Origin of the sequence: Acetobacterium sp. UBA5834, from assembly GCF_002435675.1 — a bacterium.
In the GTDB taxonomy this organism is placed as follows: Bacteria; Bacillota; Clostridia; order Eubacteriales; family Eubacteriaceae; genus Acetobacterium; species Acetobacterium wieringae.
In genome coordinates this window covers 43,700-66,520 of sequence record NZ_DJGY01000074.1, presented here as the reverse complement: position 1 = coordinate 66,520, position 22,821 = coordinate 43,700, and the positions used below count along the sequence as shown (strand labels likewise).

Sequence of the window (22,821 nt, the reverse complement as noted above, 5' to 3'; positions counted from 1 at the left end):
GGTATAATGATAGTGGTTACAAATAAATAAAATTTAGGAGGCGTACGAAATGTTTGGTTACATGGGAAAAATTTTACGTGTCAATTTGACGACCAATGAAGTGACAACTGAAGATCTGGATTTTGAGTTGGCAAAAAAATATATTGGTGGTCGTGGTTTAGGAACAAAGCTGTATATGGATGAGGTTGATCCACAGGTTGATCCTTTTGCCGCAGAAAATAAGATTGTCTTTATCAATGGTCCGTTGTCGGGGACAGCGACACCTACCGGTGGTCGGTACATGGTCGTTACAAAATCGCCGCTAACAGGCTGTATTGCTTCTTCAAACTCTGGTGGAGAATGGGGCGCCTACCTGAAGTATGCTGGCTATGATGCCATTATCATTGAAGGGAAAGCCAGTCTCCCGGTCTACATTAATATTGATGAAGACAAGGTAGAGATCTTACCGGCTTTGGATCTGTGGGGGAAATACACCACAGAAGCCAGTGATTTGCTGGCTGAAAAACAACCAGGCTCAAAGGTATTAACGATTGGTCCAGCTGGTGAAAAGCTGTCTCAAATGGCAGCGATCATGAATGAAAAAGATCGAGCTGCTGGTCGCTCCGGTGTTGGGGCAGTAATGGGTTCGAAAAACTTAAAAGCTATTACTGTTAAAGGAAATTTAAAACCGGAAATTGCCAATGTAGAAGGATTAAAAGCAGTTACTAAAGAATGCCGTGCAATGTTAAAAGAGAATGGCGTTACGGGTGGTGGTTTACCAACCTATGGAACCGCTGTCCTGGTTAATATTATCAATGAACATGGTGTTTATCCAACTAATAACTTCCAGGGCGGTCAGGATCCGGACGCTGAAGCTGTTAGCGGCGAAACCATGACTGAAAAATATCTGATCAAGCGTAATCCTTGTCATCATTGCCCAATTGGCTGTGGTCGCTGGGTCAAAAGCGATAAGAGTCCTGATGGCATCGGTGGACCTGAATATGAAACCCTCTGGGTGTTTGCAGGTGACTTAGGTATCGACGATATGGAAGTGGTTATCGATGCGAACTACTGGTGTAATGAACTGGGTTTAGATACCATTTCTGCTGGTGCGACTTTAGCTGCTGCCATGGAATTGTACCAACGTGGTTATATCACTGACGAAATGCTTGATGATGATGTGATCCTAAAATTCGGAAACGCTGAGTCAGTCGTTCATTGGCTCAAAAAAATGGGGAATCGAGAAGGCTTTGGTGATTTACTGGCCCGTGGTTCCTACCGATTGGCTGATTTCTTTGGCGTTCCTGAATACTCCATGTCGGTTAAGAAACAAGACTTGCCAGCATATGACCCTCGTGGAATCCAGGGGATGGGTCTTCAATATGCAACCTCCAACCGTGGTGGATGCCATGTTCGTGGCTACCTGATTTCTCCTGAAATCCTTGGTTTACCCGAAAAACTGGATCGTTTTGATCTCTCAGGTAAAGAAGTATGGGCAAAAGTATTCCAGGATCTGACTGCAGTTATCGATTCCACTGGCTTATGTCTGTTCACCTCATTTGCTTTGGGTGCTCAGCAATATGCTGACATGCTCAACGAGGTTCTGGGAACCGAATGGACGGCTGAAGATGTTTTGTTAGCTGGTGAACGAATCTGGAATCTGGAAAAACTCTTTAATTTAGAAGCTGGTATTTCACCAGAAGAAGATACCTTGCCACCACGTTTATTAGAAGAAGCAATGCCAGATGGACCAACAAAAGGTTGGGTTCATAAACTGGATGAATTGCTGCCACTGTACTACAAAGAACGCGGCTGGGATGAAGATGGTATTCCAACGGAAGAACGTCTTGAAAAATTAGGTTTATTATAGAATAAATTTAAGGGACGATCTTTGATCGTCCCTTTCGTTTTAGGAGGAAACATGTCAATCAAAATAAAATTATTTGCAAATTTTCGGGAGGGCCGAGGGAAGATCGTCGAAATGGATTATACCCCGGGAATGACAGGACAGGATGTCATCGATAGTTTGGGTATCACCGCGCCGGAAATTGCAGCTCTTATCGTCGATGGGGTTGACGGGAAAGTTGATGCCATGCTTGCGGTTCCCATTAAAGAAGATGGATATATGGCGATTTTTCCTCCTGTTGCAGGAGGTTGATGATAAAAGCCAAGCCCGGAGATTTGATAATAATCGGGCTTGGCTTTTACATAAGACATTTTTTCAAAAAACAACCAAAAACCGGTTGGTTAGTCCGGCTTTGGCGTCTAAAAGAAAGTGTCCTGATTTACGTATTTCGGTTACAAATAAATAAAATTCAGGGACGTTCAGGGAAAAAAAAGGCCACTCCTGATGGAATGGCCTTTTTTTTCTGCACTTAAACAATGCAAAATGACAAAAAAATTATTCTGTCAAGCCCCTTTTCCACAATGGGAGACATAACCGTTTCCGATTATACCCTACGGGTTTAAGTTCATAGCAAGCACCTTAGAAATCTTAAACTTCGGAGTATCTATATTATACACGATTAATAACGTAAGTGCAATAAAAATATGGTTGGCTTTAATATAAATATTTTATCAAACTAACTGTATAACATCTTAAGTGATTTGCAAGATAACTTGACAGAATCAGTCAATTCGATTATTTTAGAATCATACTAATATGAAAGGTAGTTCTATGAAAGGTAGTTCATCGAAATCTGATTGACTTCAAGATAAATAGGGATGAACTAAGTTGATAAAAATGAAGATAATTGAGATATATGATTCGGTAATATGCGATAGTGGCAATGGTTGCGGATCGGGAGCGGATCGGGAAGTCTTAAGGATTAAAACGATGCTTCGGGCGTTAACGAGTGAAGGAAAAAAAGTGTTGCGATACGGTTTGATTGAAAATCCGGATGTATTCACCAGAAATAGGGAAATCAGTGAGATTATTGAAAAAAATGGCTCGGATGCACTGCCAGTTACTGTAGTGGATGGTGAAATAAAACGTTGCGGTTCCTATCCATCGAACCTTGATTTAGCAACCTGGTCAGGAATGACGCAGGACGAACTGGTTATGATGTTGATGAAAGCCAAAATGGCCAATCGTAGTTTTTGCGGCGGTGATTGTTGTTAATTGGAGCAGTAGGGGGTGTGGCAAGCGCCCCTTATTGTTTGGATAAAATAGTCTAAAAAAAGCCGATTAACGTTTATTTAATCGGCTTTTGAAAGACTTATTTATGGCGTTTAGTCAGCTCATGGAATAGCGATTCCAGGTCGACATTCTGATTATTGAGCAATACCAGCAAGTGATAGATCAGATCTGAAGCTTCATAAATTAGTTCATCAGGATCATTGTTTTTAGCGGCAATAATTGTTTCAGCCGCTTCTTCACCAATTTTTTTACAGATTTTATCAACGCCTTTTTCAAACAAATAATTCGTGTAGGAACCTTCTACCGGGTTTGTTTTTCGGTCAGCTATAAGATGATAAAGCATCGTCAATACTTCCATGTTGCCCAGGTTTGTTTCGGGATTCACTGCCAGACTGCGATAGAAACAGGAGGTGTTGCCGGTATGGCAGGCAGGGCCTGCTGGAATGACTTGAAGAAGCAGCGTATCGCCGTCGCAGTCATAATCAACTTTTACCACGGTTTGAGTATTGCCGGAAGTTTCGCCCTTTACCCACAGAGCCTGGCGGCTGCGGCTGTAAAAAGTGGCTTTTTTAGTATCCAGGGTCATTTTCAACGCTTCTTCATTCATCCAGGCCATCATCAGCACCTGACGGGTTTCATAATCCTGAACGATGGCAGGAACCAGTCCCGCTTCATTATATTTTATATTTTCTAAATCCATGTTTTACCTTTCTATACCCGTCTGACAGGTATTTGCTGATCATGTAAATAATTTTTCAAATCAGCAATGGGAATTTCTTTATAGTGAAAAACGGATGCCGCCAGGGCCGCATCGGCGCCTACTTTTAATACTTCAGCAAAGTCTTCCATTTTTCCGGCTCCGCCGGAGGCAATAATCGGAATGGTCAAAAGACGGGAGAGTTTCTGGTTGAGCTCCAGATCATAGCCTTTTTTTACCCCATCGGTATCGATGGAGTTGATACAAATCTCTCCGGCCCCCAGGTCCTGGCCTTGTTTCGCCCACTCAATCGCATCGATACCGGTGTTTTCCCGGCCGCCTTTAACGTAGACATCCCAGGAACCTTTATTATTGCGTTTGGCATCGATCGATAAAACCACACATTGGGCGCCAAAACGAAGGGCTGCCTCGCGAATCAATTGGGGGTTTTTAACGGCTGATGAATTAACTGAGACCTTATCAGCGCCGGCCATCAGCACTTTGCGGAAATCTTCAACCTTGCTGATTCCGCCCCCGATGGTAAAGGGGATGCGGATCGCTTCAGCAACTTTCTCAACAATATGGATAAAGATGTCCCGATCTTCATAACTGGCCGTTATATCGTAGAAAACCAGCTCGTCGGCACCCTGGTCGGAGTAGTATCGGCCCAGTTCGACCGGATCGGCAACATCCTGAATATCCTGAAATTTTTTACCTTTTACTACCCGGCCGTGATCCACGTCCAGGCAGGGGATGATTCGTTTGGTCAGCATGATTTAAGCTCCTCTTGCAACAGTTTTTCCAGATCGATGGCCCCTTCATAAAGTGCTTTTCCGGTAATGGCGCCGTAAAGTCCCATTTCCTGAAGACGGATCAGGTCGGCTGATTTGGAGATGCCGCCGGAAGCGATAATATCAATTTTTAAGTTGTCATTGAGTAGCTTGAGCATCTCAAAATTTGGACCAGTCATCATGCCGTCTTTTGATATGTCGGTATAAACCAGAGTCGACAGACCCAGTTTTTCCAGGTTGCTGGCCAGTTCCAGGGCCTCAATATTGCTGCTCTCAACCCAGCCTTCGGTACAAACTAGACCGTTTTTAGCGTCAATGGAGACGCAGACTTTTTCATCATAAAGATCCAGGAGTTTGACAATAAAATCGAAATCTTTTACCGCCTGGGTACCAATGATGATTCGGGCGACGCCGCTGTCAATATAGTCTTTGGCAATTTCCAGCGTCCGGATACCACCGCCCAGTTCGACGGGAATATCCAGCGCGGCGACAATATCCTTAATCAGTTCCAGATTTTTCGGTTGGCCGTCAAAGGCTCCATCCAGATCGACCAGATGCAGATACTGTGCACCTTTAGATTGCCATTTCAGGGCGACATCCACCGGGTTGTCAAAATATATGGTTTCGGCATCCTTCTGTCCTTGCATCAGACGGACGCATTTGCCGTTTTTTAAATCGATGGCTGGAAACACAATCATGATATCATCTCCTTAAAGTTCGTTAGTAGTTTAAAGCCCACATTTGAGCTTTTTTCCGGATGAAACTGCATCCCAATGACGTTGTCTTTTTGAACAATGGCGGGTACCTTGACACTGTATTTTGCATAAGCCACCACATCATCAAAGTTGTCTGGTTTGGCATAGTAGGAATGGACAAAGTAGACATAGTCTTCGGTGCCGATGTTTTTGACCAGCGGGCTGTCCCGGTTAATCACCAGATTGTTCCAGCCCATATGGGGGATTTTTATCCCGGGGGCGTCGAATTTGACGATTTCGCCGGGGATATAAGAGAGTCCGAAAAATTCGCCGTCCTCGTAGCTTTTATCAAAAAGCAGCTGCATGCCCAAACAAATACCCATCAGAATTTTGCCTTTTTTGACATTATCATTCAGAGCATCAATGAGATCAAATTTTCTGAGGTTATCCATGGCGTCAGAGAAAGCTCCAACCCCGGGTAGAATGATGGCGTCAGCCGCATCCAGAATCTTTTTATCTCGGGTGATGGTGCCGGAAAGACCGACATCACCCAGGGCAGTAGCGACATTTTTTAAATTTCCGACATCGTAGTCGACAATTGCGATCAATGGTTGTCCTCCTGTTATTTTATTTTTCCTAGGTAATCGCGAAATGAAAAAGCATTGAACAACGGTTGCTTTATGTGCATTTTCCACAAACAATTTTGTAACGTGTAGGCGAACAGTTCAACGAACTGTCCGCCGTACAGTGTAAAAATTGTTTCGTGGAAACTGGGCGCAAAGCTCACGGTAGTTTCGCAATTACCTATTCGATTATTCCTTTAGTGGATGGAATTTCGGTGTTGCCAGCTGCGATCGAGCAGGCGTCTTTTAGCGTGCGGCCCAGCGATTTAAAAATGCCTTCGACAATATGGTGGTTGTTCTTGCCATAGAGGGAAGCCACATGGAGGGTCATTTTGCTGTTGCTGGTGAAGGCAATAAAGAACTCTTCCAGCATTTCTGTTTCAAAGTCACCAATGAATTCCCGGGTCAGGGGGACATCGAAAACCAGGTAACTGCGGCCGCTGATGTCCACACAGGTGCGGCACAGGGCCTCATCCATAGGAGTGAACTGGAAAGCATAGCGATTGATGCCAGCCTTGTCACCCAAGGCATCATAAAAGGCTTTTCCCAGCAGAATGCCAATGTCTTCGATGGCATGGTGGTTGTCAGCCTCGTCACCATGAGCGTCGATGGTCAGATCAAATTTGCCATGCTTGGTGAAGAGCGTCAGCATATGATCAAAAAAACCGACGCCGGTGTTGATCTGGGCGATTCCCGAGCCGTCAAGATTAAGTGATAGCGAAATTTCAGTTTCGGTGGTGGACCGGCTTAAGGTGCTTTTACGCTTCATTGTACACGACCTCCCGGATAATATCCAGAATCTTTTGGTTTTCCTGGGGTTTGCCCATCGAAAAACGAATACTGCCGGGAGTCACGTCTGTCTCGGCAAAGCGTTTAATCAGGATGTTTCGTTTCAGGAGCGCCTGATAGATGGCTTCAGCCCGGTCGCTTTCAAAATAAATAAAATTGGCGCCGGAGGGATAAAGGGTCAGGCCCGGAAAGGTCTCCAGCACCTGCATCGCATTTTGGCGCTCGGCCCTTAAAATTTCCAGATTACGCAGGATCGCATCGCAGTTTTTAAGGGCGATAACGGCCAATTTCTGGGTCAGCACATTGAGATTGTAGGGACCCTTAACCTTGTAAAGAATATCAATTATTTCACTGTTGCCGAGGGCATAGCCACAGCGGATACCAGCCAGACCGAAGGCTTTAGACAAGGTCCGCAGCACCAGCAGGCGGGGGTATTTTTCCAGCAGATCAACGCCCGATTCACCAAAGAACTCGATATAGGCTTCGTCGAGGATCACCAGTGAAGGGACCGAATCCAATATTTTGACAATATCCGCTCGACTAAAAATATAGCCGGTGGGGTTGTTAGGGTTACAGATATAAAGCAGTTTGGCCTGATTCTCACAAGCCGCTGCAATCAACCCCTCCACGTCGGGAATGTGGCTCGGCAGATCGGGGACCATGATATGTCGGGCATTGGCAATGGTGGCCCAGATATCATACATGGCAAAGGACGGTGAGTGGGAGACCACCACATCACCGGGATCGACAAAGGCCTGGTTGATCATCGCAATCAGCTCATCCGAGCCGGAACCGCAGATAATGCCTTCGCCCGGGACACCGGTGTAGTCACTAATGGCTGCGATCAGTTCCGGAAAACAGGCCTCCGGGTAGCGATTTAAATCAGTGTTACAGATTTCGTCGCAGAATTTTCGTTTGAGCTGCATGGGAAAGTCATAAGGACTTTCATTGGCATTGACGACGATCTCAAACTGCGGGGCATCGACCTTGTAGGCAATTAATTGCTGAATATTTTTTCGTATCAGTGATTCCATTAGTCTTCAAACCGCCTTTCAACTGCTTTGGCATGGGCATCCAATCCTTCACAACGGGCAAAGGCGGCAATCTTGGGATAGACTGACTGCAATGCGGCCTGATCATAGGATAGGATGCTGGATTTTTTCAAATAATCATAGACTCCCAGAGGAGAAGAGAATTTAGCTGTGCCGGAGGTCGGCAAAGTGTGGTTGGGCCCGGCAAAATAATCGCCCAGGGGTTCTGGGGTGTAGGCACCCATAAAGATGGCCCCGGCATTATTTACTTTTTCCAGCGAATCCATCGGGTGTTCGATCAGCAGTTCCAGATGCTCGGGCGCAATCTGGTTGGACAGCTCAAAGGCCTCGTCGAGATCTTTGACAATAAAGATAAAGCCATAATCATCGACAGATTTTTTGGCGATTTCTTTGCGGCTTAAGTCTTCACTGATCTGGCGGTAGACTTCATCGATAACCTGATTGCCGAGCTCCGCTGAGGTCGTCACCAGAATCGGCATCGCCAGTTCATCGTGTTCGGCTTGCGACAGCAGGTCAGCGGCGGCATAAACCGGGTTGGCATTTTCATCAGCAATGATCAGGACCTCGCTGGGACCGGCAATCATATCGATATCGACCTTGCCAAAAACTTCTTTTTTAGCGGTGGCGACATAAATATTCCCGGGACCGACAATCTTATTAACCGCTTTGATGGTTTCCGTGCCATAGGCCAGGGCGGCAACCGCCTGGGCGCCGCCGATTTTATAAATTTCGTGGACGCCGGCAATTTTGGCGGCCGCCAGGATCGTGGGATTGATTTTGCCGTCCCGACCCGGTGGCGTCACCATCACCAGGGACTTGACCCCGGCCACCAGCGCCGGAATGGCATCCATCAGCACGGTCGAGGGGTAGGTTGCTTTGCCACCGGGGACATAGAGGCCGACCCGTTCAATCGGTGTGATGTGCTGACCCAGGATGACCCCAGGTTGGGGCGTGTAGGTCCAGGTAGTTTCTAACTGTTTTTCGTGAAAATCACGAATGTTCTCGGCCGCTTCCCGGATGATATCCAGAAGTTCAGCGGGAACCGCGGCAAAGGCTTCATCAATTTCTGCTTCGGTGACCTGCAAGTGGGTGAGAACACAGTGATCAAGGGCTTGCGTATAATACAAAAGAGCGGCATTGCCTTCTTTTTTGACGCCCTTAATTATTTCCAGAACGGCGTTGCGAATATCCTCCCGCTCATCGTCGTTGCGTTTTAAGATGGTGTCAAGGTCCATCCCTTGTTTATAAGTGATAGTTTTCATTTTATTCCTCTCGATTTAATTAAATAACCAGCTCTCGTCACTAATAACTACAACTGGTTTTCAAATGCCTTGATAATGGGGTCGATCATTTCCCGTTTAGTTTTCAGGCTGACCTGATTGACAATCAATCGGGAGCTGATCTCGCAGATTTCTGCCAGCACCGATAGTCCGTTTTCTTTCAAGGTGCTGCCGCTTTCGACGATATCGACGATGCAGTCGGCCAGACCAATCAGCGGGGCCAGCTCCACCGAGCCATTGATTTTAATGATATCGACCAGTTGGTTTTTGGTATGAAAGTATTCTTTGGCGATAACCGGGTATTTGGTACCGACCACCATTTTTTTACCATAGGGGATGGGACGGTTTTCAAAGCCAGCCACGCACATTTTGCATTTGCCGATGTCAAGGTTTAGCATCTCATAAACCTGGGCCGGGTGTTCCAGCAGCACATCCTTGCCGACAATCCCAATATCGGCGGCGCCTTTTTCGACATACGTGGGAACATCCGGTGATTTCACCAGAAAAAACTCAATAGCACCGGTGGTATCGGTAAAGATCAGTTTGCGGCTTTTTTCCGAGTAGTCGGAAAAAACATAACCGAGATCAATTAACAGCTCAATCGCTTTTTTGGCGACACGGCCCTTGGCCAGGGCGAATCGGATGACCATTTATTGCACCTCGCTTTCGGAACTAATTGTTTTGATTTCTGAAAAATTTCCGTTGTTTTCGGAAAAGAGTTTGCCGTCCATTATAAAGTACAGGGCGGCATTTTTATAAAGGGCATTTGCCTGGAAAGACAAAGCATGCGTTTCTTTCGTTTCATTCATCAAGAAAACTTCGGCAATGGCTCCTTGAGATCGCAATTGCTCGGCCATTTTGTAGGCGTTGGCTTTTTGTGCTTTTTCATAAAAAAGCACATGGATCCGCTGGTCATCCCGGGGCAGTAGCTGATGTTGCTCCATGTAATCAATCACTTTGAGCAGATCGATGGCAAAACCGCAGGCCGGACGGGGAATACCGAATTTTTCGGATAAATGGTTGTAGCGTCCGCCGCTGATCACCGGCTCGCCACAGCTGTTGATATAACCTTTAAAGTTGATATCGCTGTAATAGTTCATCTGATTGGTAAAACCAAGATCAAAACTGACATAATCAGCCAGGCCAATGATCTCCAGATGGGCGTAGATTTCAGAAATTTTTTCGACAACCTGACGCATTTTATCATTGATGCACAGGGCTTCCATCTGTTTTAATACCGTTTTAGGCTCGCCATAAAGCAGTGGCAGTTTAAGAATGATGGCTTTTTTATCATCCGGCAAGGCCAGCTTTTCCAGATAGTTGGCGATGTCGCCAATGTTTTTGTTTTCGATGTATTTAAATAGGGTAGCCTTCTCTTTGGCGGAAAAGGCCAAATCGTCAAAAAGAAAATTGATGAAGCCGACATGGCCCAGATCAATATGGACATCGTTAATGCCGTTTTGAAGCAGGGAACGGATCGCCAGGGCAATCACTTCGCCGTCACATTCCGGGCTGTTGTTGCCAAAATATTCGATCCCAATTTGGGTAATCTCTTTTTTGATGATCTCTGGTGATGAAAAATTACGATAAATGTTGGTCTCATAAGAAAATTTAATGACATCCTGAGCATTGGGATGGTTCATAGCAGCCATACGGGTCACCGGCAAGGTGGCATCGGGCTTCAAGACAAGGACCTTGCCCTGATGATTCACCAGCTTAAAGAGATCATCGCTGGGGATAGAATCTTCATTGACGTAAAGGTCGTAGGTTTCAAAGGTGGGGGTGGAAATCTGATGATAGCCAAAGGACCGGTAAAGTGACATAAGTTTATGATTGATTTGCTGCAAGGCAAAATAATCCTGATGCTGGATGTTTTCGAATCCATCGATGGTATAATTGAAAAGCATGTGAACCTCCTTGTTCATATTTGCTTTATTGCTGTAGTCTGGTAAAGTGTTAGCTCTATTGTAGCATGAATTCACAATTTGTCAAAGCTTTTTAAGTGATTTATCAAATTTCCTTCTGCCGGATGCTTGTTACAAGCAAGGACGATTAGATTATTGGTGTATGATTGATTCCAAATATGTTCATTGTTATCTACATGTCGGCGACAAAAATAGATGTAGTTCAAAATAGATAGTCCAATTTAAAAAAATAAAAATGGACAGTAATGGATTTTGTTGACAGTATGTATTATAATATATCTGTGAATTGAAGGCAAATATCCTAAGTATCATCTTTGAACAAATAGCTTGGTTGATATGCCGATTACATGATACATCAGAAAGCAAGGTGTTCATTATGCAAAATGAGATAAATATTTTTTTAGGAGAGAATATAACAACAATGGTAATATTAGGAACCATTGTTATTTTTTGTTTGGCAGGGACAATTATCTATCATCTCGTTAAAATCAATAATCGGCGGGAAGAGTGGGAACAGGCTGAAAAGGTGTTTCAGGGAGTATTCAATCAAGTGACAGATAGTATTGTTGTAGTTGATAAAAATGGAATCATACATAAAGCAAACGAAACATTTTTGAAGTATCAGGGAAAACCAGCAGATAAAATTATCGGAAAAAGTATCCAACGGATTCCGATGGACTATGTTTTTGAAGACGAGATGGACCAATTAAAAAAAGCGATTGCTGAAAAGGGTGTGTATGAAAGGGATATCAAGTTTTATCATAAAAGTGGTGAGGTAATTCCAATTCATCTAGTTTTTAAACCGTTGAAGATAAACAGTAAAAAGGGACGTGAAAAAACCTACATGGTGGTAACCGGTACGGATTTGAAAAATACCTATGAAAAGGATGAGTATATCAGTCAGCAGAAAGAAGAACTGTTAGAAATTCAGCATCTTGCCCATTTGGGCTATTGGGAAATGAATTATTTAACAAAAAAAATTTACTGGTCAAAAGAGCTTTATAGTATACTTGGCTATGAAGAAGGTGAGGTCGAGCCGAATCTTGACATCATCTACTGGATGGCTTATGAGGATGATCAGAACCGGGTTTGGAAAGCCTTCTTACGGGCATTTCAGGCGCAGGAAAAAGTGGATACACATTACCGGATAAAAAACAACCGTGGTGAAATTCGGGATATCTATTTGCGAATTCGACATTATTTTACTAAAGAAAATGAGCATCTTCGAACCATTGGGATTCTTCAGGATGTCACAAAACAGGTCGATTTACGTGAAGAACTAAATGCACAACTGATTTTCACAGATAAGGTGCTTAACAACAGCAGGCTTTTATTTATTGAATTTGACAGTAATTTTGAAGTTAGAAACATTAATCACGTGGTTCAGCAATTGAGTGGAATTACTGATGATGAGATCGAAAATAAAAATCTTCGAGATGTTTTTGGAAATCTTAACCGTGCACATCGAAAGTTTGTTAATGAAAATTTAGATTTTCGACGACCATTACCCTTTAGAGATTACAAAGGAAATATCCATTATATTCAGTGGGATCATGCGACTTTTTCCAGAAGAGATGGAAAAAACACTAATATTCTGCTTGGTATCGATGTATCAGAAACTATCGAAAAACGCAAAGCCTTGGAAGCCGCGTTTGTTCAGGATCCAGTCACTAAATTACCCAATCGTTATAAGTTGGAACAGGTTTTGGATAATTACTTTGACAAGAACGGGAAAAACCCTGATAAGAACCTGGCTTTGATTTTTATTCACGTTGAGGGAATTCATTTGGTCGGTGACGCATTTGGTCAGGCTGTTGAAGATCATTTGATGCAGTCCTTGAGTGAGCGGTTATATGGTAGTGTTGGGAAATATGGGCTTTTCGTTCGTCGTTATACGGATCAGTTTGTTTTGTTTTATCCGTGTGACACGGGTATTAAAATAGTTATGGAGATTTGTCAATTGATATCGAAATTGTTTGAGGTGCCCTTTGTTATTGAGGAAAACGCATTTACATTAAAATGCCATATTGGAATTTCAAAATTTCCTGACCATGCAAATACTAAGGATGATTTAATCCGCTTTGGTAGCGCAGCGATGCATGAGGCGCAGCGATTAGGTCTGGATTACTATTTTTTTCATGATTCATTAGAAAAGAAATTAAAAAGCAAAGTGATTGGATACAAACAAAAAAACAATTAAATTGAGGAGTCATCTATGGCCTATAAATGTGTGGTTTTCGATTTTGATGGTACCCTTGCGGATACTGAAGAGAAAGCCTTTAATATATACAACGAACTGGCAACAAAATATAAATACAGCACTGTCACCATGGAAGAACTTCAGCATATTAAGAATCTTCATGTGAAAGAGATAAAGGAAATTGTTGATATCCCATTTTATCAATTTCCTCGAGCACTGCGGGATGGGCAAAAAATGATGCGCAAGGAATCAAATGAAATCCATGCTTTTGCCCCAGATATTCATGCGTTTTTTACGGCGTTGAGACGGGAAACCAAGCATATTGGCATTCTCACCTCGAATATAAAGAAAACTGTTTCTGATTTCTTAATAACTTACGACATCAGTCATGAGATTGAATTTATCATGTGCTCGGCACTGATGTCGAAGTCAAAAAAAATCAAGAAGGTGCTGCGTAAACATGATATTAAACCTAGTGAAATGTTATATATCGGTGACGAAGTCCGAGATATTGAAGCCTGTCATAAGGTTGGGGTCGATGTTGCTGCGGTTAACTGGGGCTATAATACACCCCTTGCTCTTGAAAAGTGTAAACCCACGTTCATGATTGACAATATCTGGAAAGTCATTGATATTGTTAAAACAAAAAATGATCATTGAATCGGATTTATGCATCAGTAGTGGAACAAATAATCTTCAGTGCGCCGACGCTAATTACCCGCTATGGTGTGATTAGACGGTATTTGCTGGGCGTTTTGGATACCAACACAGAGACATTCAGATCTTTGTTTATTTCATCAACAAGGGCGGTAATGGATTCGTCATTGGCACCATAAATCACACAATTTAGTGTGGTTTCATCTACAATTAATGCGCCAATATAATAATAGCCATTAGAAACAGTTAGTGTTACGCCGCTCACATGGTTTAAAAGTTTCATTTTAATTATTTCAATGGCCTCCTGGGTATCCATGATTTGTTTACCGGTACTCACATCATTGAGTCCGATAAGAAGCTCATAACGGTCGGTGGATTCCAGACCCAGGGAATCGGACTCTTTTTCAGAAGTCGGTATACAGCCAACTAGTGTTGCAATAGAGAGGAATAGAATACATACAATAAATAGTCTTTTTCGCATCGGATTGTTCTCCTTAAATAATTTGCTAGTGGATCATAATAATCTTAATCATAACACATTTTGATGGCAAATGAAATGCTCAATGGGATGAATGATTTGCGCCAAAAGCTTATCCAGAATATTAAATAGTATGGTAAGAACGTCTAGGCTTCGCTGATTTCAGGACGAATGCTTAAAATAAAAAGAGGGGTATTTTTATGACCGGTTTGGTTTTGATGAGTACATTTTCAATTGCAATTGGTGTGATGATTATCGCCATTTCAAGATGGGGTGTCCACCCCTTTTTAGCGATTATGGGTGTTTCATTAATCCTTGCTGTGGTTGTCGGATTGCCGCTTTCAGAAATTCCCGGAATTTTAGGATCCGGATTTTCAGGAATATTTACAAGTATTGGTATTGTGATTATTCTGGGTGCTTTAATTGGATTAATCTTGGAAAAAACTGGTGCGGCAATTAAATTGGCAGACCTTGTAGTAAAGATGGTTGGACCAAATAATCCTGAACTGGCTTTGATGATTATAGGATGGGTTGTCGCAGTGCCGGTTTTTTGCGATAGTGGGTTTGTAATCTTAGATCCGATTCGCAAAGCAATGCAAACAAAAACCAGAACCTCATCAGTAGCCATGACGGTAGCTCTGGCAGCGGGACTTTATACGGCTCATGTATTTATTCCACCCACACCAGGACCGATTGCAGCAGCTGGAACGCTTGGGGTTGGAAATAATTTGCTGTTAGTTATTGGTGTCGGTACACTGGTGTCGATTCCTACATTAGTGGCGGCGCTGATATTCTCAAAATACATTGGTGAAAAAATCAAATCAAAAGATGAACTTGAGGATCAGGACTATCAAAAAAATATGGCGGAACTACTTTCTGAATATGGTGAAATACCAGGTGGTCTGGCTTCCGTTGCTCCGATTCTGGTACCTGTGGTACTGATGGCGCTTGGTTCAATTACCAGTTTATTCTCAGTTGGCGGAATATTGGGTCAATTTTTTGCTTTTTGTGGAACTCCCATGATTGCACTAACGGGAGGGTTACTATGTGCGTTGGGGCTCTTGATTTCAACAAAAAAAACAGCAGATTTTTATGAACTGACCAATGAAACCTTGAAGATTGTTGGACCCATACTATTTGTAACAGCTGCTGGTGGGGTTTTAGGTAAGGTGATTGTTGCAGCTGGCTTTGTTGAATTTATTCAGTCCAATGCCGGTTTCATATCCCAGGCCGGTATCTTTTTTCCATTTCTGATTGCAGCTATTTTAAAAACGGCTCAAGGATCTTCAACAGTTGCGATGACTACGACGGCAGGAATTATGGGCAGCTATTCAGACGCTGGCTCAATGATGACGGCATTAGGTTTAAGTACCCCATTATCTGCAGTTCTGGCAGTGCTGGCGATCGGGGCTGGGGGAATGACGGTATCCCATGCAAACGATAGCTACTTTTGGGTGGTGACAAACTTTGGGGCAATGGCACCCCAGGATGGCTATCGTACCCAGACGCTATTGACCCTGATTATGGGAATGACAGCAATGGTAACTATTTTTATTTTATCGCTATTCGTGTTATAATTAAGTAATTAATAGTCTAAAAATTAAATGTAACGATTAAGATATTGTTATTCATATTATGGTATTATTATCCTAAAGTAAAGGCATCGCAGTACGATAACATACATGTGTTTAGAATGTAGATTAAGGCAACGGCTGATTCGAACGAATTTGTTTCATGAAATTTTCATTGATTCACAAAAAAGAAGGGTGGAATGAATATGGATATTGCGGCACTATCAATGGGTTTGAGCCAAATGCAGGTTAGTCAACAAGCCAGTATTTCGGTGATGAAAATGGCAATGGATACTGGTACAGAGCAAATGACTGATATGATGGCAATGGTCGAAACAGCGACTCCGTCGGCCACTGTAGCTGGTCCTGCACCAGATCCTAATATCGGCCAGTTGTTGGATATCTCGATTTAAATGGATCCAGCCGGATTATAACACCGGCTGGATTTTTCATTGTTAATATACATAAGGTGCAGGTAATTTCGATAAATATTCTGTTGCGGGAATTATTGCAAGCCTGATGGTTTAAAAGTAAAAAATGGGGTACAAATCAGATCATAGACTAAAGAAAGCTGGAGGAAATAAAATGTGTTGTAAAAATAATGAAGAGAGCCAATGCTGTGTAGCGGTTCATAAGGACAAAATTGTCCCGTGCGCTTTAGTTGTGCTTACAATTGCCTTTACGATTGCGGGGTTTGTCATCGGCCATCGTTTTATCGGCAAAGGGTGTTGTAAAAATCAGGATGAAGAATAGAGAAACGGAACGGTAAGAGTTACGAAAAAGACCGAAGCGAAAAACGCTTCGGTCTTTTAATCATAGGGTGCTTGCTTCCATTTTGACTGGATATTTTTGTTTGAGGTCTTCGACCTTGCCGATAAATGCTTTGTTCTGCTTTTCACGCAGTAAGTAATTACGAGCATTTTCCTTTACGGCATCAAAGGGGATCGTTTGAGCGATCTTGCGATCAGTCAGCTTAATAATATGGAAGCCAAACTGTGTTTGTACTGGTAGTTCGGTCATCTCATCGATTTCAAGGGCAAAGGCGGCGGATTCGAATTCGGGAACCATTTGACCTTTAGAAAAATAACTGAGGTCTCCACCTTTTTCATTGGATGGACACATCGAGTACTCTTTCGCAGCAGCTGCAAAGGATTTTCCATTTTTGATTTCTTCAATCACGGTTACAGCTTGCTCTTCAGTCGGCAACAAAATATGGCTGGCTCGGATACTGTCGGGAGCAATGAACTGGTTCGGGTTCTCATCGTAAAATTTCTGAACTTCTTCATCAGGTACGGTGATATCCATCATGAATTTGGCAATCATATGGGTTTTAAGCAGCTTTTCTTCAGCATCGATGAGCATTTTTTGAAACTCTTCACTTTCATCGACCTTTGCTGCCTTGCCTTCTAAATAAAAAAGCTCTTGAGCAATGAGTTCTTCTAGCAATTGACGTCGACCTTCTTTCGAAGTAAATTGATTTGCTTGTTCTTGGGGTAATTGTCTTATTAAGGCATCGAGATCCGCAGAGTAAATTGTTTTACCATTGACGGTAGCCAAAGGGGTTTTTTCCATAATCGTCTCCTTTAGGTCCAATAAATTTATTATCTTATATGATCATAGCCTGTGGATGGATCTTTGTCAATACGTAGTTCAGCTAGGCTACGAATCAAAGTAGCATACACTTGTACCAAAGCTGTTGTTGAGGGTAGCGCCTATGAGCAGGATGATTATGTGATTTGATCGATTTACATTAAGTAAAGCTTAATGATTCCGAATAATAAGACGGCATGATTGACAATTATGGAATGGAGCGCTATACTAGTGATAGATAGTTAGGTAAGCGCTAACTAATAAAAAAGTTGGGTGATAATATGACTTGTAAGAAAAACGAATTATATGAGGCCTATCATAAACTGCTGAAACTGGATGCGGCATTGCATGAAAATGAAACCTGTCAGTGTCAGGCGGAAGATGTTACCTCAAAACAGAAATATTATCTGAAAATTATCGATAAGAATTATCGTGTCACCTTTAGTCAATTGGCTCAGGAAACACGAAATTCGAAACCGACGATTACTGAATTGATTAGTAAATTTATTTCCATGGGCTGTGTGTATCGTGAACGTTCACCAGAGGATGGCAGGGTGTATTTTATTTATCTCACACCAAAGGGTAAATCAATTGCCAGATCCGAGGAAAGAACCCAGATTCAAATGATTGAACGTATTAAAAGCAGTCTCAACGATGAAGAGCTGGATCAATTGATCACCTTACTAAACAAAATCCTTTAATAAAAAACAAATCTTTAGAGGATGAGGAGGAAGAAAAATGAGTACACTAGAAATTAAAAGCGCACCATTAATCCCGATTACGGAAACTGTAATTTATCCGGGGATTTCAAATCGTATTTTTGTCAACGAAGATATTGGTAATAATATCAAAGAACTGATCATTAAAAATAATACCCTGGCCATCGGCTTGTCAACTAAGGATTATAAAGGATTGGTTCAATTGACTGCTGATTCCTTTTATCGGATTGGCGTGTTAATGAAATTTGACAACATTCAGAAATCCGATAATGGTTTCATTATTGATATTACTACCATCAATCGTGTAAAGGTTCTGGATTTTACCTTCGAAGAAAAACAGATTACTGCTTCATATACTGTTCAAGATGATATACTGGACATTAATGCTGATGAAGAGCAGGAAATGATTGTTTACATTAAAGGATTGATGAAAGACTTAAGTCATAATTTTAAAGGAGCTGAGTATTTTGTCAGTATCCTGGAAGGTCTGCCTTCATTAGAAGAAATTATGGGTTATACCATTCCGATGATGGGCATTCCATTAAAAAGCAAACAGGTTCTTTTAGAAATTGATTCATTAAAAGAACGTGCCTTGAGCTTTATTGACTATATTATCCGGGAAAAAGATTCGGTTCATTTGCAACTGGAAATCAGCAAAAAGTATTCCCAACGAAAGGATAAAACCTATCGTGAAGCGATGCTTCGGGAACAGTTAAAAAATATTAAAGCCGAACTCGGAGAACTCGATGAAGAGCTGGAAGAAGAAGCCGATTACCGCAAAAAAGTGCTGGATTCGGATATGCCCCCGGATGTTAAAAAAATCGCCTTGAAAGAGGTCAGGAAATTTGAAAACTCACCACCCAATGGGGGTGAAAGCAATGTGATTATGAACTATCTGGATTTGCTTTTAGAACTACCATGGACCAGTGAGAAAAAAGAAATTGATATTGAACACGCCAGAGCGGTATTGGAGTCTCATCATTTTGGTATCGATGATGTAAAAAAACGAATCATTGAACATCTGGCCGTAATGAAATTAAAAAAAGATAAACAAGGTTCAATCCTGCTGCTGGTGGGACCTCCGGGAACCGGCAAAACCAGTTTGGGAAGGAGTATTGCTGAAGCGTTGGATCGTAAATACGTACGAGCCAGTCTGGGTGGGGTTCGGGATGAGGCTGAGATACGAGGCCATCGTAAAACATACCTGGGGGCAATGCCAGGACGTATCATTAAAGGTATTGCCAATGCTGAAGCTAAGAATCCGGTGTTTATCCTGGATGAAATAGATAAAATGGGCATGTCCCACCAGGGTGATCCTGGTTCAGCTTTGCTGGAAGTATTAGACCCAGAACAAAATTGTACCTTCTCGGATCATTACCTGGAAATCCCCTACGATTTATCAGAGGTATTTTTCATCGCAACAGCTAATGATTTGAGCACCATCCCAGCACCGCTCTTGGATCGGGCAGAAATAATCCAGCTGTCGAGTTATACCAACGGCGAAAAGAAACGGATTGCCATCGATCACCTGCTGCCAAGTGTTTTAAAAGACCATGGATTGACCACTGAGATGCTTCAGATTGAAGATTCTGCCATCGAAGCAATTGTTGAAAACTATACAGCTGAAGCGGGCGTTCGAGGTTTGACCAAGCAGTTGGCAAAAATTGCCCGAGTTGTGTCGGAAAAAATTGTCTCTAAAAAAGTTGAGCTTCCCTTTGTTGTGACAACGAAAAACCTGAGTGACGTGTTAGGTAATAAAACCAGACGCCATGAAAAAGCTGGTGAAAATAACAAACCTGGCGTGGTAACAGGAATGGCATGGACAGCAGTTGGTGGAGAAATTCTCTTTACCGAAGCAAGCCTGATGCCGGGAAGTGGTAAGTTGACGTTGACGGGCCAATTGGGTGATGTCATGAAAGAAAGTGCTACGATTGCGATGAGTCTGATCCGATCCCGCTTGGGTGATCTGGCCAATGGCTTTGACTACTTTAAAAATGATACCCATATTCATGTTCCGTCCGGATCAACACCTAAAGATGGACCATCCGCTGGCGTTACCCTAACGACTGCACTGGCTTCATTGATCCTGGGGAAACCGGTTGATTCAAAACTATCCATGACAGGGGAAATTACCTTAAGTGGTCAGGTATTACCGGTGGGCGGCATTAAAGAAAAGGTTATTGCTGCTCAACGCAGCGGCATCACAAAAGTATTATTGCCAAAAGATAATGAAAAAGATGTCAGTGATATTCCTGAAGAAGTGCGCAATGCCTTAACCATTATTCATGTTGCAACCATTGAAGAAGTGCTAAAAGAGGCATTGGGGATCGAATTACCAGAATCTAAATTGGTATTAAATAGACCACAAGGTGATTCCAATGTGCAACTGAGTATGGTTGAGGAATAAATTCCATTATTAAAAAAAGCGATAAGAAAAAGCTGTTGAGTAGAGTAGAAAGGAAGCTGTCAAATGGCAGCTTTCTTTTTTTCTAACCGGTTCAGTCGACGGCTGTATTTTCTTATGATATAATATCTCCCATGAAAATTAAGATGTTAAATAACGAAACAATCAATAAAATAGCCGCTGGTGAAGTTATCATCCGGCCAGTATCTGTGGTAAAGGAACTGGTGGAAAATGCCATTGATGCTGGAGCAGATCAGATTACGGTGATTGTTGAGGCAGGTGGTAAAAACCGAATAACGGTTCGGGACAATGGTTGTGGGATAGCGTATAATGAGATTCCATTGGCCTTTAAACGTCATGCCACCAGCAAGTTGTCAACCATTGAAGATCTGGAAGAAATTGAATCGCTGGGGTTTAGAGGCGAAGCCTTGTCCAGTGTAGCGGCGGTGGCTAAGGTTCAGATTACGACGCGATTCGAGAATGAAGAGATTGGGAGCCAGGCCCTGTTCGAGGGGGGGGCTCTCATTCATCAGCGGGTCTGCGCCTATAATCGGGGGACTGAAATTACCGTGAAAGATTTGTTCTATAATACCCCGGCCCGTCGAAAGCATTTGGAAAAGGACAAAAAGGAAGAGGCGATCCTCCGGGATCAGTTAGAGAAAATTGCTATTTCGCGCCCGGAGATTCGTTTCCAACTAAGCAGTAATGGACGAATGGTTCTCGAAACCCCCGGCACAGGAAAGGTAATCGATGTGGTCAAAAAACTTTTCGGGAGTGAAATGGCAGACAATCTGATAACCCTTAATTATGAAAATAAGCCGATGAAACTGGAAGGGTTTGTAGGGAATCTAAAAACGATGAGAACGCATCGGGAAGATCAAATGTTTTTTATAAACGGACGATTTGTCAAAAACAACCGACTATCAAAAGCATTAGACGAAGCGTTTGATGGATATAGTATGAAACACCAGCATCCCCTGGGTATTGTTTTTATTGAACTACCTGGTCGAATGTTGGATGTAAACATCCATCCGGCTAAAACGGAAATAAAGATTCTTAATGAAAGCCTGGTTTGCTTGCTTTTTAAACAAGGGATCAGAGAAACGCTCAGAAATGCCAGTCTGATTGTTGAGTTGGGGACAGCACACACGGTTGAGTTTGACGATGTTAATGAGAAAAATAAATATGCAGATAAAAAACCGACTGGTAACCATGACGCAGAGATTTTTTATAACGCTGGCAAAATGATAAGCGTGTCAGTAGCACAAAATAACCAGCCAGAAGAGCAAACTACCATTGAGACAGTGCTAAGTAGTAGCGCTTTGATGACTTCTGCGAACTGTTTGGATACGGAATTGTCATCGTCTGAAAAGCGGATGGGGTTTGGTGTTGATCAGAGAAAATCGGCTTTAACTGGACAATCAGAGAAAGCTCAAAACACCGCACCATTAACCGAAAGCTTAAAGGCAGGAAAGATGGCATTGTCTGAGAATGCTGACGTGTATTTTTCATCGGATCGGTACAGGCAGGTTGATAATGATTTGAACATCTTCGAGTCGGGTCGGCCCAATCCGGAAAAGGGTATTCAGGTATCAGGCAGTTCAACAAGTGCCAGAGCGGACATTAAATATCTGACCAAAATGAAAATTGTCGGACAATTGTTTAATGTCTATATTCTACTGGAGGGAGACAAGGAAATCTATCTCCTGGATCAACATGCTGCCCACGAGGCATTCTTAACCCAGGAACTGATGCATCTGTTTAATCGTCAAGAGGTTCTTCCCAGCCAAGGGTTGATGACGCCAATACCGATTAAAATTCGGCCAAAAGATTTAGTGGGAATTGAACAGACCCTGGCGCAATATAAAAATCTGGGTTTTGACTGCGATGTTTTTGGTGAAGACACGCTGTTGGTTCGAAGTGTTCCGATATTGCTTGGGGAACCCCAGAGTCCGGATTTGCTAAAATTGATGATTGACGAGAATTTATTTGAGTGTGATGACAGGTTTTGCGTAAATAACGTTTTTTCAGAAAAAACACAGAATAAAATCATTTCCATGGCCTGTAAAGCTGCCATTAAGGGCGGGCAATCCTTAACTCAGGTCGAAATTAAAAGATTGCTCGAGAATTTGACAAATCTTGATAATCCCTACACCTGTCCCCATGGTCGCCCCATTATAATGAGATTAAAGGAATATGAATTAATGAAATTATTCAAGCGGGTAATATAAT

General features: G+C 42.5%; 23 protein-coding genes and 1 riboswitch. Of the genes, 12 read left to right on the top strand and 11 right to left on the bottom strand.

The genetic code is table 11. The features are described from left to right. Positions 1 to 49: 49 nt before the first annotated feature. From B3F51_RS16095 to B3F51_RS16080, 4 genes are all read left to right on the top strand, one after another. Positions 50 to 1,849, top strand: coding sequence for an aldehyde ferredoxin oxidoreductase family protein (locus tag B3F51_RS16095; protein WP_286948120.1), 1,800 nt, complete (start codon positions 50 to 52; stop codon positions 1,847 to 1,849). A 51-nt stretch (positions 1,850 to 1,900) separates the two neighbouring features. Beyond that, a complete protein-coding gene (locus B3F51_RS16090) occupies positions 1,901 to 2,137 on the top strand; it encodes a MoaD/ThiS family protein (RefSeq protein ID WP_070371147.1) in 237 nt (78 codons plus the stop codon). Further along, entirely contained in the window at positions 2,137 to 2,358 is a 222-nt protein-coding gene (locus B3F51_RS16085) for a hypothetical protein (protein WP_070371148.1), read from the top strand. The genes B3F51_RS16090 and B3F51_RS16085 overlap by 1 nt, the downstream gene beginning before the upstream one ends. A 21-nt stretch (positions 2,359 to 2,379) precedes the next feature. Continuing rightward, positions 2,380 to 2,497: riboswitch (molybdenum cofactor riboswitch) on the bottom strand. Between the two features lie 225 nt (positions 2,498 to 2,722). Beyond that, the gene (locus B3F51_RS16080; RefSeq protein ID WP_148636412.1) at positions 2,723 to 3,100 is read left to right on the top strand and encodes an arsenic metallochaperone ArsD family protein; all 378 of its coding nucleotides are present in this window, start codon (positions 2,723 to 2,725) and stop codon (positions 3,098 to 3,100) included. 97 nt (positions 3,101 to 3,197) lie between these two features. Here B3F51_RS16080 and hisIE read toward each other — a convergent pair whose 3' ends face one another. The 9 genes from hisIE to B3F51_RS16035 form a co-directional block, all read right to left on the bottom strand. Beyond that, positions 3,198 to 3,818, bottom strand: a complete 621-nt coding sequence (gene hisIE / locus B3F51_RS16075; RefSeq protein ID WP_070371149.1) for a bifunctional phosphoribosyl-AMP cyclohydrolase/phosphoribosyl-ATP diphosphatase HisIE — start codon at positions 3,816 to 3,818, stop codon at positions 3,198 to 3,200. Positions 3,819 to 3,829: 11 nt separating this feature from the next. Beyond that, positions 3,830 to 4,588, bottom strand: a complete 759-nt coding sequence (gene hisF, locus B3F51_RS16070; RefSeq protein WP_070371150.1) for an imidazole glycerol phosphate synthase subunit HisF — start codon at positions 4,586 to 4,588, stop codon at positions 3,830 to 3,832. Beyond that, a complete protein-coding gene (gene hisA / locus B3F51_RS16065) occupies positions 4,582 to 5,304 on the bottom strand; it encodes a 1-(5-phosphoribosyl)-5-[(5-phosphoribosylamino)methylideneamino]imidazole-4-carboxamide isomerase (RefSeq protein WP_286948116.1) in 723 nt (240 codons plus the stop codon). Before hisA ends, hisF begins: the two co-directional genes overlap by 7 nt. After that, entirely contained in the window at positions 5,301 to 5,909 is a 609-nt protein-coding gene (gene hisH, locus B3F51_RS16060; protein WP_286948114.1) for an imidazole glycerol phosphate synthase subunit HisH, read from the bottom strand. The genes hisA and hisH overlap by 4 nt, the downstream gene beginning before the upstream one ends. 196 nt (positions 5,910 to 6,105) lie before the next feature. After that, on the bottom strand, positions 6,106 to 6,693 hold the full coding sequence (gene hisB / locus B3F51_RS16055; protein WP_228883345.1) for an imidazoleglycerol-phosphate dehydratase HisB: 588 nt from the start codon (positions 6,691 to 6,693) through the stop codon (positions 6,106 to 6,108). Next, entirely contained in the window at positions 6,683 to 7,747 is a 1,065-nt protein-coding gene (gene hisC, locus B3F51_RS16050) for a histidinol-phosphate transaminase (protein WP_148636416.1), read from the bottom strand. The genes hisB and hisC overlap by 11 nt, the downstream gene beginning before the upstream one ends. Then, on the bottom strand, positions 7,747 to 9,027 hold the full coding sequence (hisD, locus tag B3F51_RS16045) for a histidinol dehydrogenase (protein WP_286948112.1): 1,281 nt from the start codon (positions 9,025 to 9,027) through the stop codon (positions 7,747 to 7,749). The genes hisC and hisD overlap by 1 nt, the downstream gene beginning before the upstream one ends. 47 nt (positions 9,028 to 9,074) lie before the next feature. After that, positions 9,075 to 9,695, bottom strand: a complete 621-nt coding sequence (gene hisG, locus B3F51_RS16040; protein WP_070371156.1) for an ATP phosphoribosyltransferase — start codon at positions 9,693 to 9,695, stop codon at positions 9,075 to 9,077. After that, the gene (locus tag B3F51_RS16035) at positions 9,696 to 10,952 is read right to left on the bottom strand and encodes an ATP phosphoribosyltransferase regulatory subunit (protein ID WP_070371157.1); all 1,257 of its coding nucleotides are present in this window, start codon (positions 10,950 to 10,952) and stop codon (positions 9,696 to 9,698) included. It abuts the gene before it with no gap. A gap of 394 nt (positions 10,953 to 11,346) precedes the next feature. Here B3F51_RS16035 and B3F51_RS16030 point away from each other — a divergent pair, with 394 nt between their 5' ends. Continuing rightward, on the top strand, positions 11,347 to 13,170 hold the full coding sequence (locus B3F51_RS16030; protein WP_286948109.1) for a sensor domain-containing protein: 1,824 nt from the start codon (positions 11,347 to 11,349) through the stop codon (positions 13,168 to 13,170). A gap of 15 nt (positions 13,171 to 13,185) precedes the next feature. After that, on the top strand, positions 13,186 to 13,830 hold the full coding sequence (locus B3F51_RS16025; protein WP_070371159.1) for an HAD hydrolase-like protein: 645 nt from the start codon (positions 13,186 to 13,188) through the stop codon (positions 13,828 to 13,830). Between the two features lie 61 nt (positions 13,831 to 13,891). Here B3F51_RS16025 and B3F51_RS16020 read toward each other — a convergent pair whose 3' ends face one another. Next, positions 13,892 to 14,308, bottom strand: coding sequence for a hypothetical protein (locus B3F51_RS16020; protein ID WP_070371160.1), 417 nt, complete (start codon positions 14,306 to 14,308; stop codon positions 13,892 to 13,894). Between the two features lie 197 nt (positions 14,309 to 14,505). Between B3F51_RS16020 and B3F51_RS16015 the strand changes: the two genes are divergently transcribed. From B3F51_RS16015 to B3F51_RS16005, 3 genes are all read left to right on the top strand, one after another. Further along, positions 14,506 to 15,882, top strand: coding sequence for a GntP family permease (locus B3F51_RS16015; RefSeq protein ID WP_286948105.1), 1,377 nt, complete (start codon positions 14,506 to 14,508; stop codon positions 15,880 to 15,882). A gap of 194 nt (positions 15,883 to 16,076) precedes the next feature. Beyond that, positions 16,077 to 16,289 (top strand): YjfB family protein, encoded by a 213-nt coding sequence (locus tag B3F51_RS16010; RefSeq protein ID WP_242871604.1) that lies wholly within the window; start codon positions 16,077 to 16,079, stop codon positions 16,287 to 16,289. Between the two features lie 172 nt (positions 16,290 to 16,461). Further along, the gene (locus B3F51_RS16005) at positions 16,462 to 16,629 is read left to right on the top strand and encodes a hypothetical protein (protein WP_250932876.1); all 168 of its coding nucleotides are present in this window, start codon (positions 16,462 to 16,464) and stop codon (positions 16,627 to 16,629) included. Between the two features lie 60 nt (positions 16,630 to 16,689). Here B3F51_RS16005 and B3F51_RS16000 read toward each other — a convergent pair whose 3' ends face one another. Beyond that, complete coding sequence (locus tag B3F51_RS16000; protein ID WP_070371162.1) at positions 16,690 to 17,448, bottom strand: peptidylprolyl isomerase; 759 nt, start codon at positions 17,446 to 17,448, stop codon at positions 16,690 to 16,692. A 299-nt stretch (positions 17,449 to 17,747) separates the two neighbouring features. On the opposite strand from B3F51_RS16000, the gene B3F51_RS15995 reads away from it, so the two are divergent. The 3 genes from B3F51_RS15995 (at position 17,748) to mutL (ending at position 22,820) form a co-directional block, all read left to right on the top strand. Then, positions 17,748 to 18,167 (top strand): MarR family winged helix-turn-helix transcriptional regulator, encoded by a 420-nt coding sequence (locus B3F51_RS15995; protein ID WP_070371163.1) that lies wholly within the window; start codon positions 17,748 to 17,750, stop codon positions 18,165 to 18,167. Between the two features lie 37 nt (positions 18,168 to 18,204). Then, positions 18,205 to 20,592, top strand: a complete 2,388-nt coding sequence (gene lon, locus B3F51_RS15990) for an endopeptidase La (protein ID WP_286948103.1) — start codon at positions 18,205 to 18,207, stop codon at positions 20,590 to 20,592. 143 nt (positions 20,593 to 20,735) lie between these two features. Beyond that, a complete protein-coding gene (gene mutL, locus B3F51_RS15985) occupies positions 20,736 to 22,820 on the top strand; it encodes a DNA mismatch repair endonuclease MutL (RefSeq protein ID WP_286948102.1) in 2,085 nt (694 codons plus the stop codon). Position 22,821: the final 1 nt, after the last annotated feature.

Coding starts and splice junctions, on each gene's coding strand:
- hisB (WP_228883345.1), bottom strand. CDS start 6,693: ATGAAGCGTAAAAGCACCTTAAGCCGGTCCACCACCGAAACTGAAATT.
- B3F51_RS16095 (WP_286948120.1), top strand. CDS start 50: ATGTTTGGTTACATGGGAAAAATTTTACGTGTCAATTTGACGACCAAT.
- B3F51_RS16020 (WP_070371160.1), bottom strand. CDS start 14,308: ATGCGAAAAAGACTATTTATTGTATGTATTCTATTCCTCTCTATTGCA.
- B3F51_RS16080 (WP_148636412.1), top strand. CDS start 2,723: ATGAAGATAATTGAGATATATGATTCGGTAATATGCGATAGTGGCAAT.
- B3F51_RS16035 (WP_070371157.1), bottom strand. CDS start 10,952: ATGCTTTTCAATTATACCATCGATGGATTCGAAAACATCCAGCATCAG.
- mutL (WP_286948102.1), top strand. CDS start 20,736: ATGTTAAATAACGAAACAATCAATAAAATAGCCGCTGGTGAAGTTATC.
- B3F51_RS16030 (WP_286948109.1), top strand. CDS start 11,347: ATGCAAAATGAGATAAATATTTTTTTAGGAGAGAATATAACAACAATG.
- B3F51_RS16025 (WP_070371159.1), top strand. CDS start 13,186: ATGGCCTATAAATGTGTGGTTTTCGATTTTGATGGTACCCTTGCGGAT.
- B3F51_RS16085 (WP_070371148.1), top strand. CDS start 2,137: ATGATAAAAGCCAAGCCCGGAGATTTGATAATAATCGGGCTTGGCTTT.
- hisC (WP_148636416.1), bottom strand. CDS start 7,747: ATGGAATCACTGATACGAAAAAATATTCAGCAATTAATTGCCTACAAG.
- hisIE (WP_070371149.1), bottom strand. CDS start 3,818: ATGGATTTAGAAAATATAAAATATAATGAAGCGGGACTGGTTCCTGCC.
- hisD (WP_286948112.1), bottom strand. CDS start 9,027: ATGAAAACTATCACTTATAAACAAGGGATGGACCTTGACACCATCTTA.
- B3F51_RS16015 (WP_286948105.1), top strand. CDS start 14,506: ATGACCGGTTTGGTTTTGATGAGTACATTTTCAATTGCAATTGGTGTG.
- B3F51_RS16005 (WP_250932876.1), top strand. CDS start 16,462: ATGTGTTGTAAAAATAATGAAGAGAGCCAATGCTGTGTAGCGGTTCAT.
- B3F51_RS15995 (WP_070371163.1), top strand. CDS start 17,748: ATGACTTGTAAGAAAAACGAATTATATGAGGCCTATCATAAACTGCTG.
- B3F51_RS16000 (WP_070371162.1), bottom strand. CDS start 17,448: ATGGAAAAAACCCCTTTGGCTACCGTCAATGGTAAAACAATTTACTCT.
- hisG (WP_070371156.1), bottom strand. CDS start 9,695: ATGGTCATCCGATTCGCCCTGGCCAAGGGCCGTGTCGCCAAAAAAGCG.
- lon (WP_286948103.1), top strand. CDS start 18,205: ATGAGTACACTAGAAATTAAAAGCGCACCATTAATCCCGATTACGGAA.
- hisA (WP_286948116.1), bottom strand. CDS start 5,304: ATGATTGTGTTTCCAGCCATCGATTTAAAAAACGGCAAATGCGTCCGT.
- B3F51_RS16090 (WP_070371147.1), top strand. CDS start 1,901: ATGTCAATCAAAATAAAATTATTTGCAAATTTTCGGGAGGGCCGAGGG.
- hisF (WP_070371150.1), bottom strand. CDS start 4,588: ATGCTGACCAAACGAATCATCCCCTGCCTGGACGTGGATCACGGCCGG.
- B3F51_RS16010 (WP_242871604.1), top strand. CDS start 16,077: ATGAATATGGATATTGCGGCACTATCAATGGGTTTGAGCCAAATGCAG.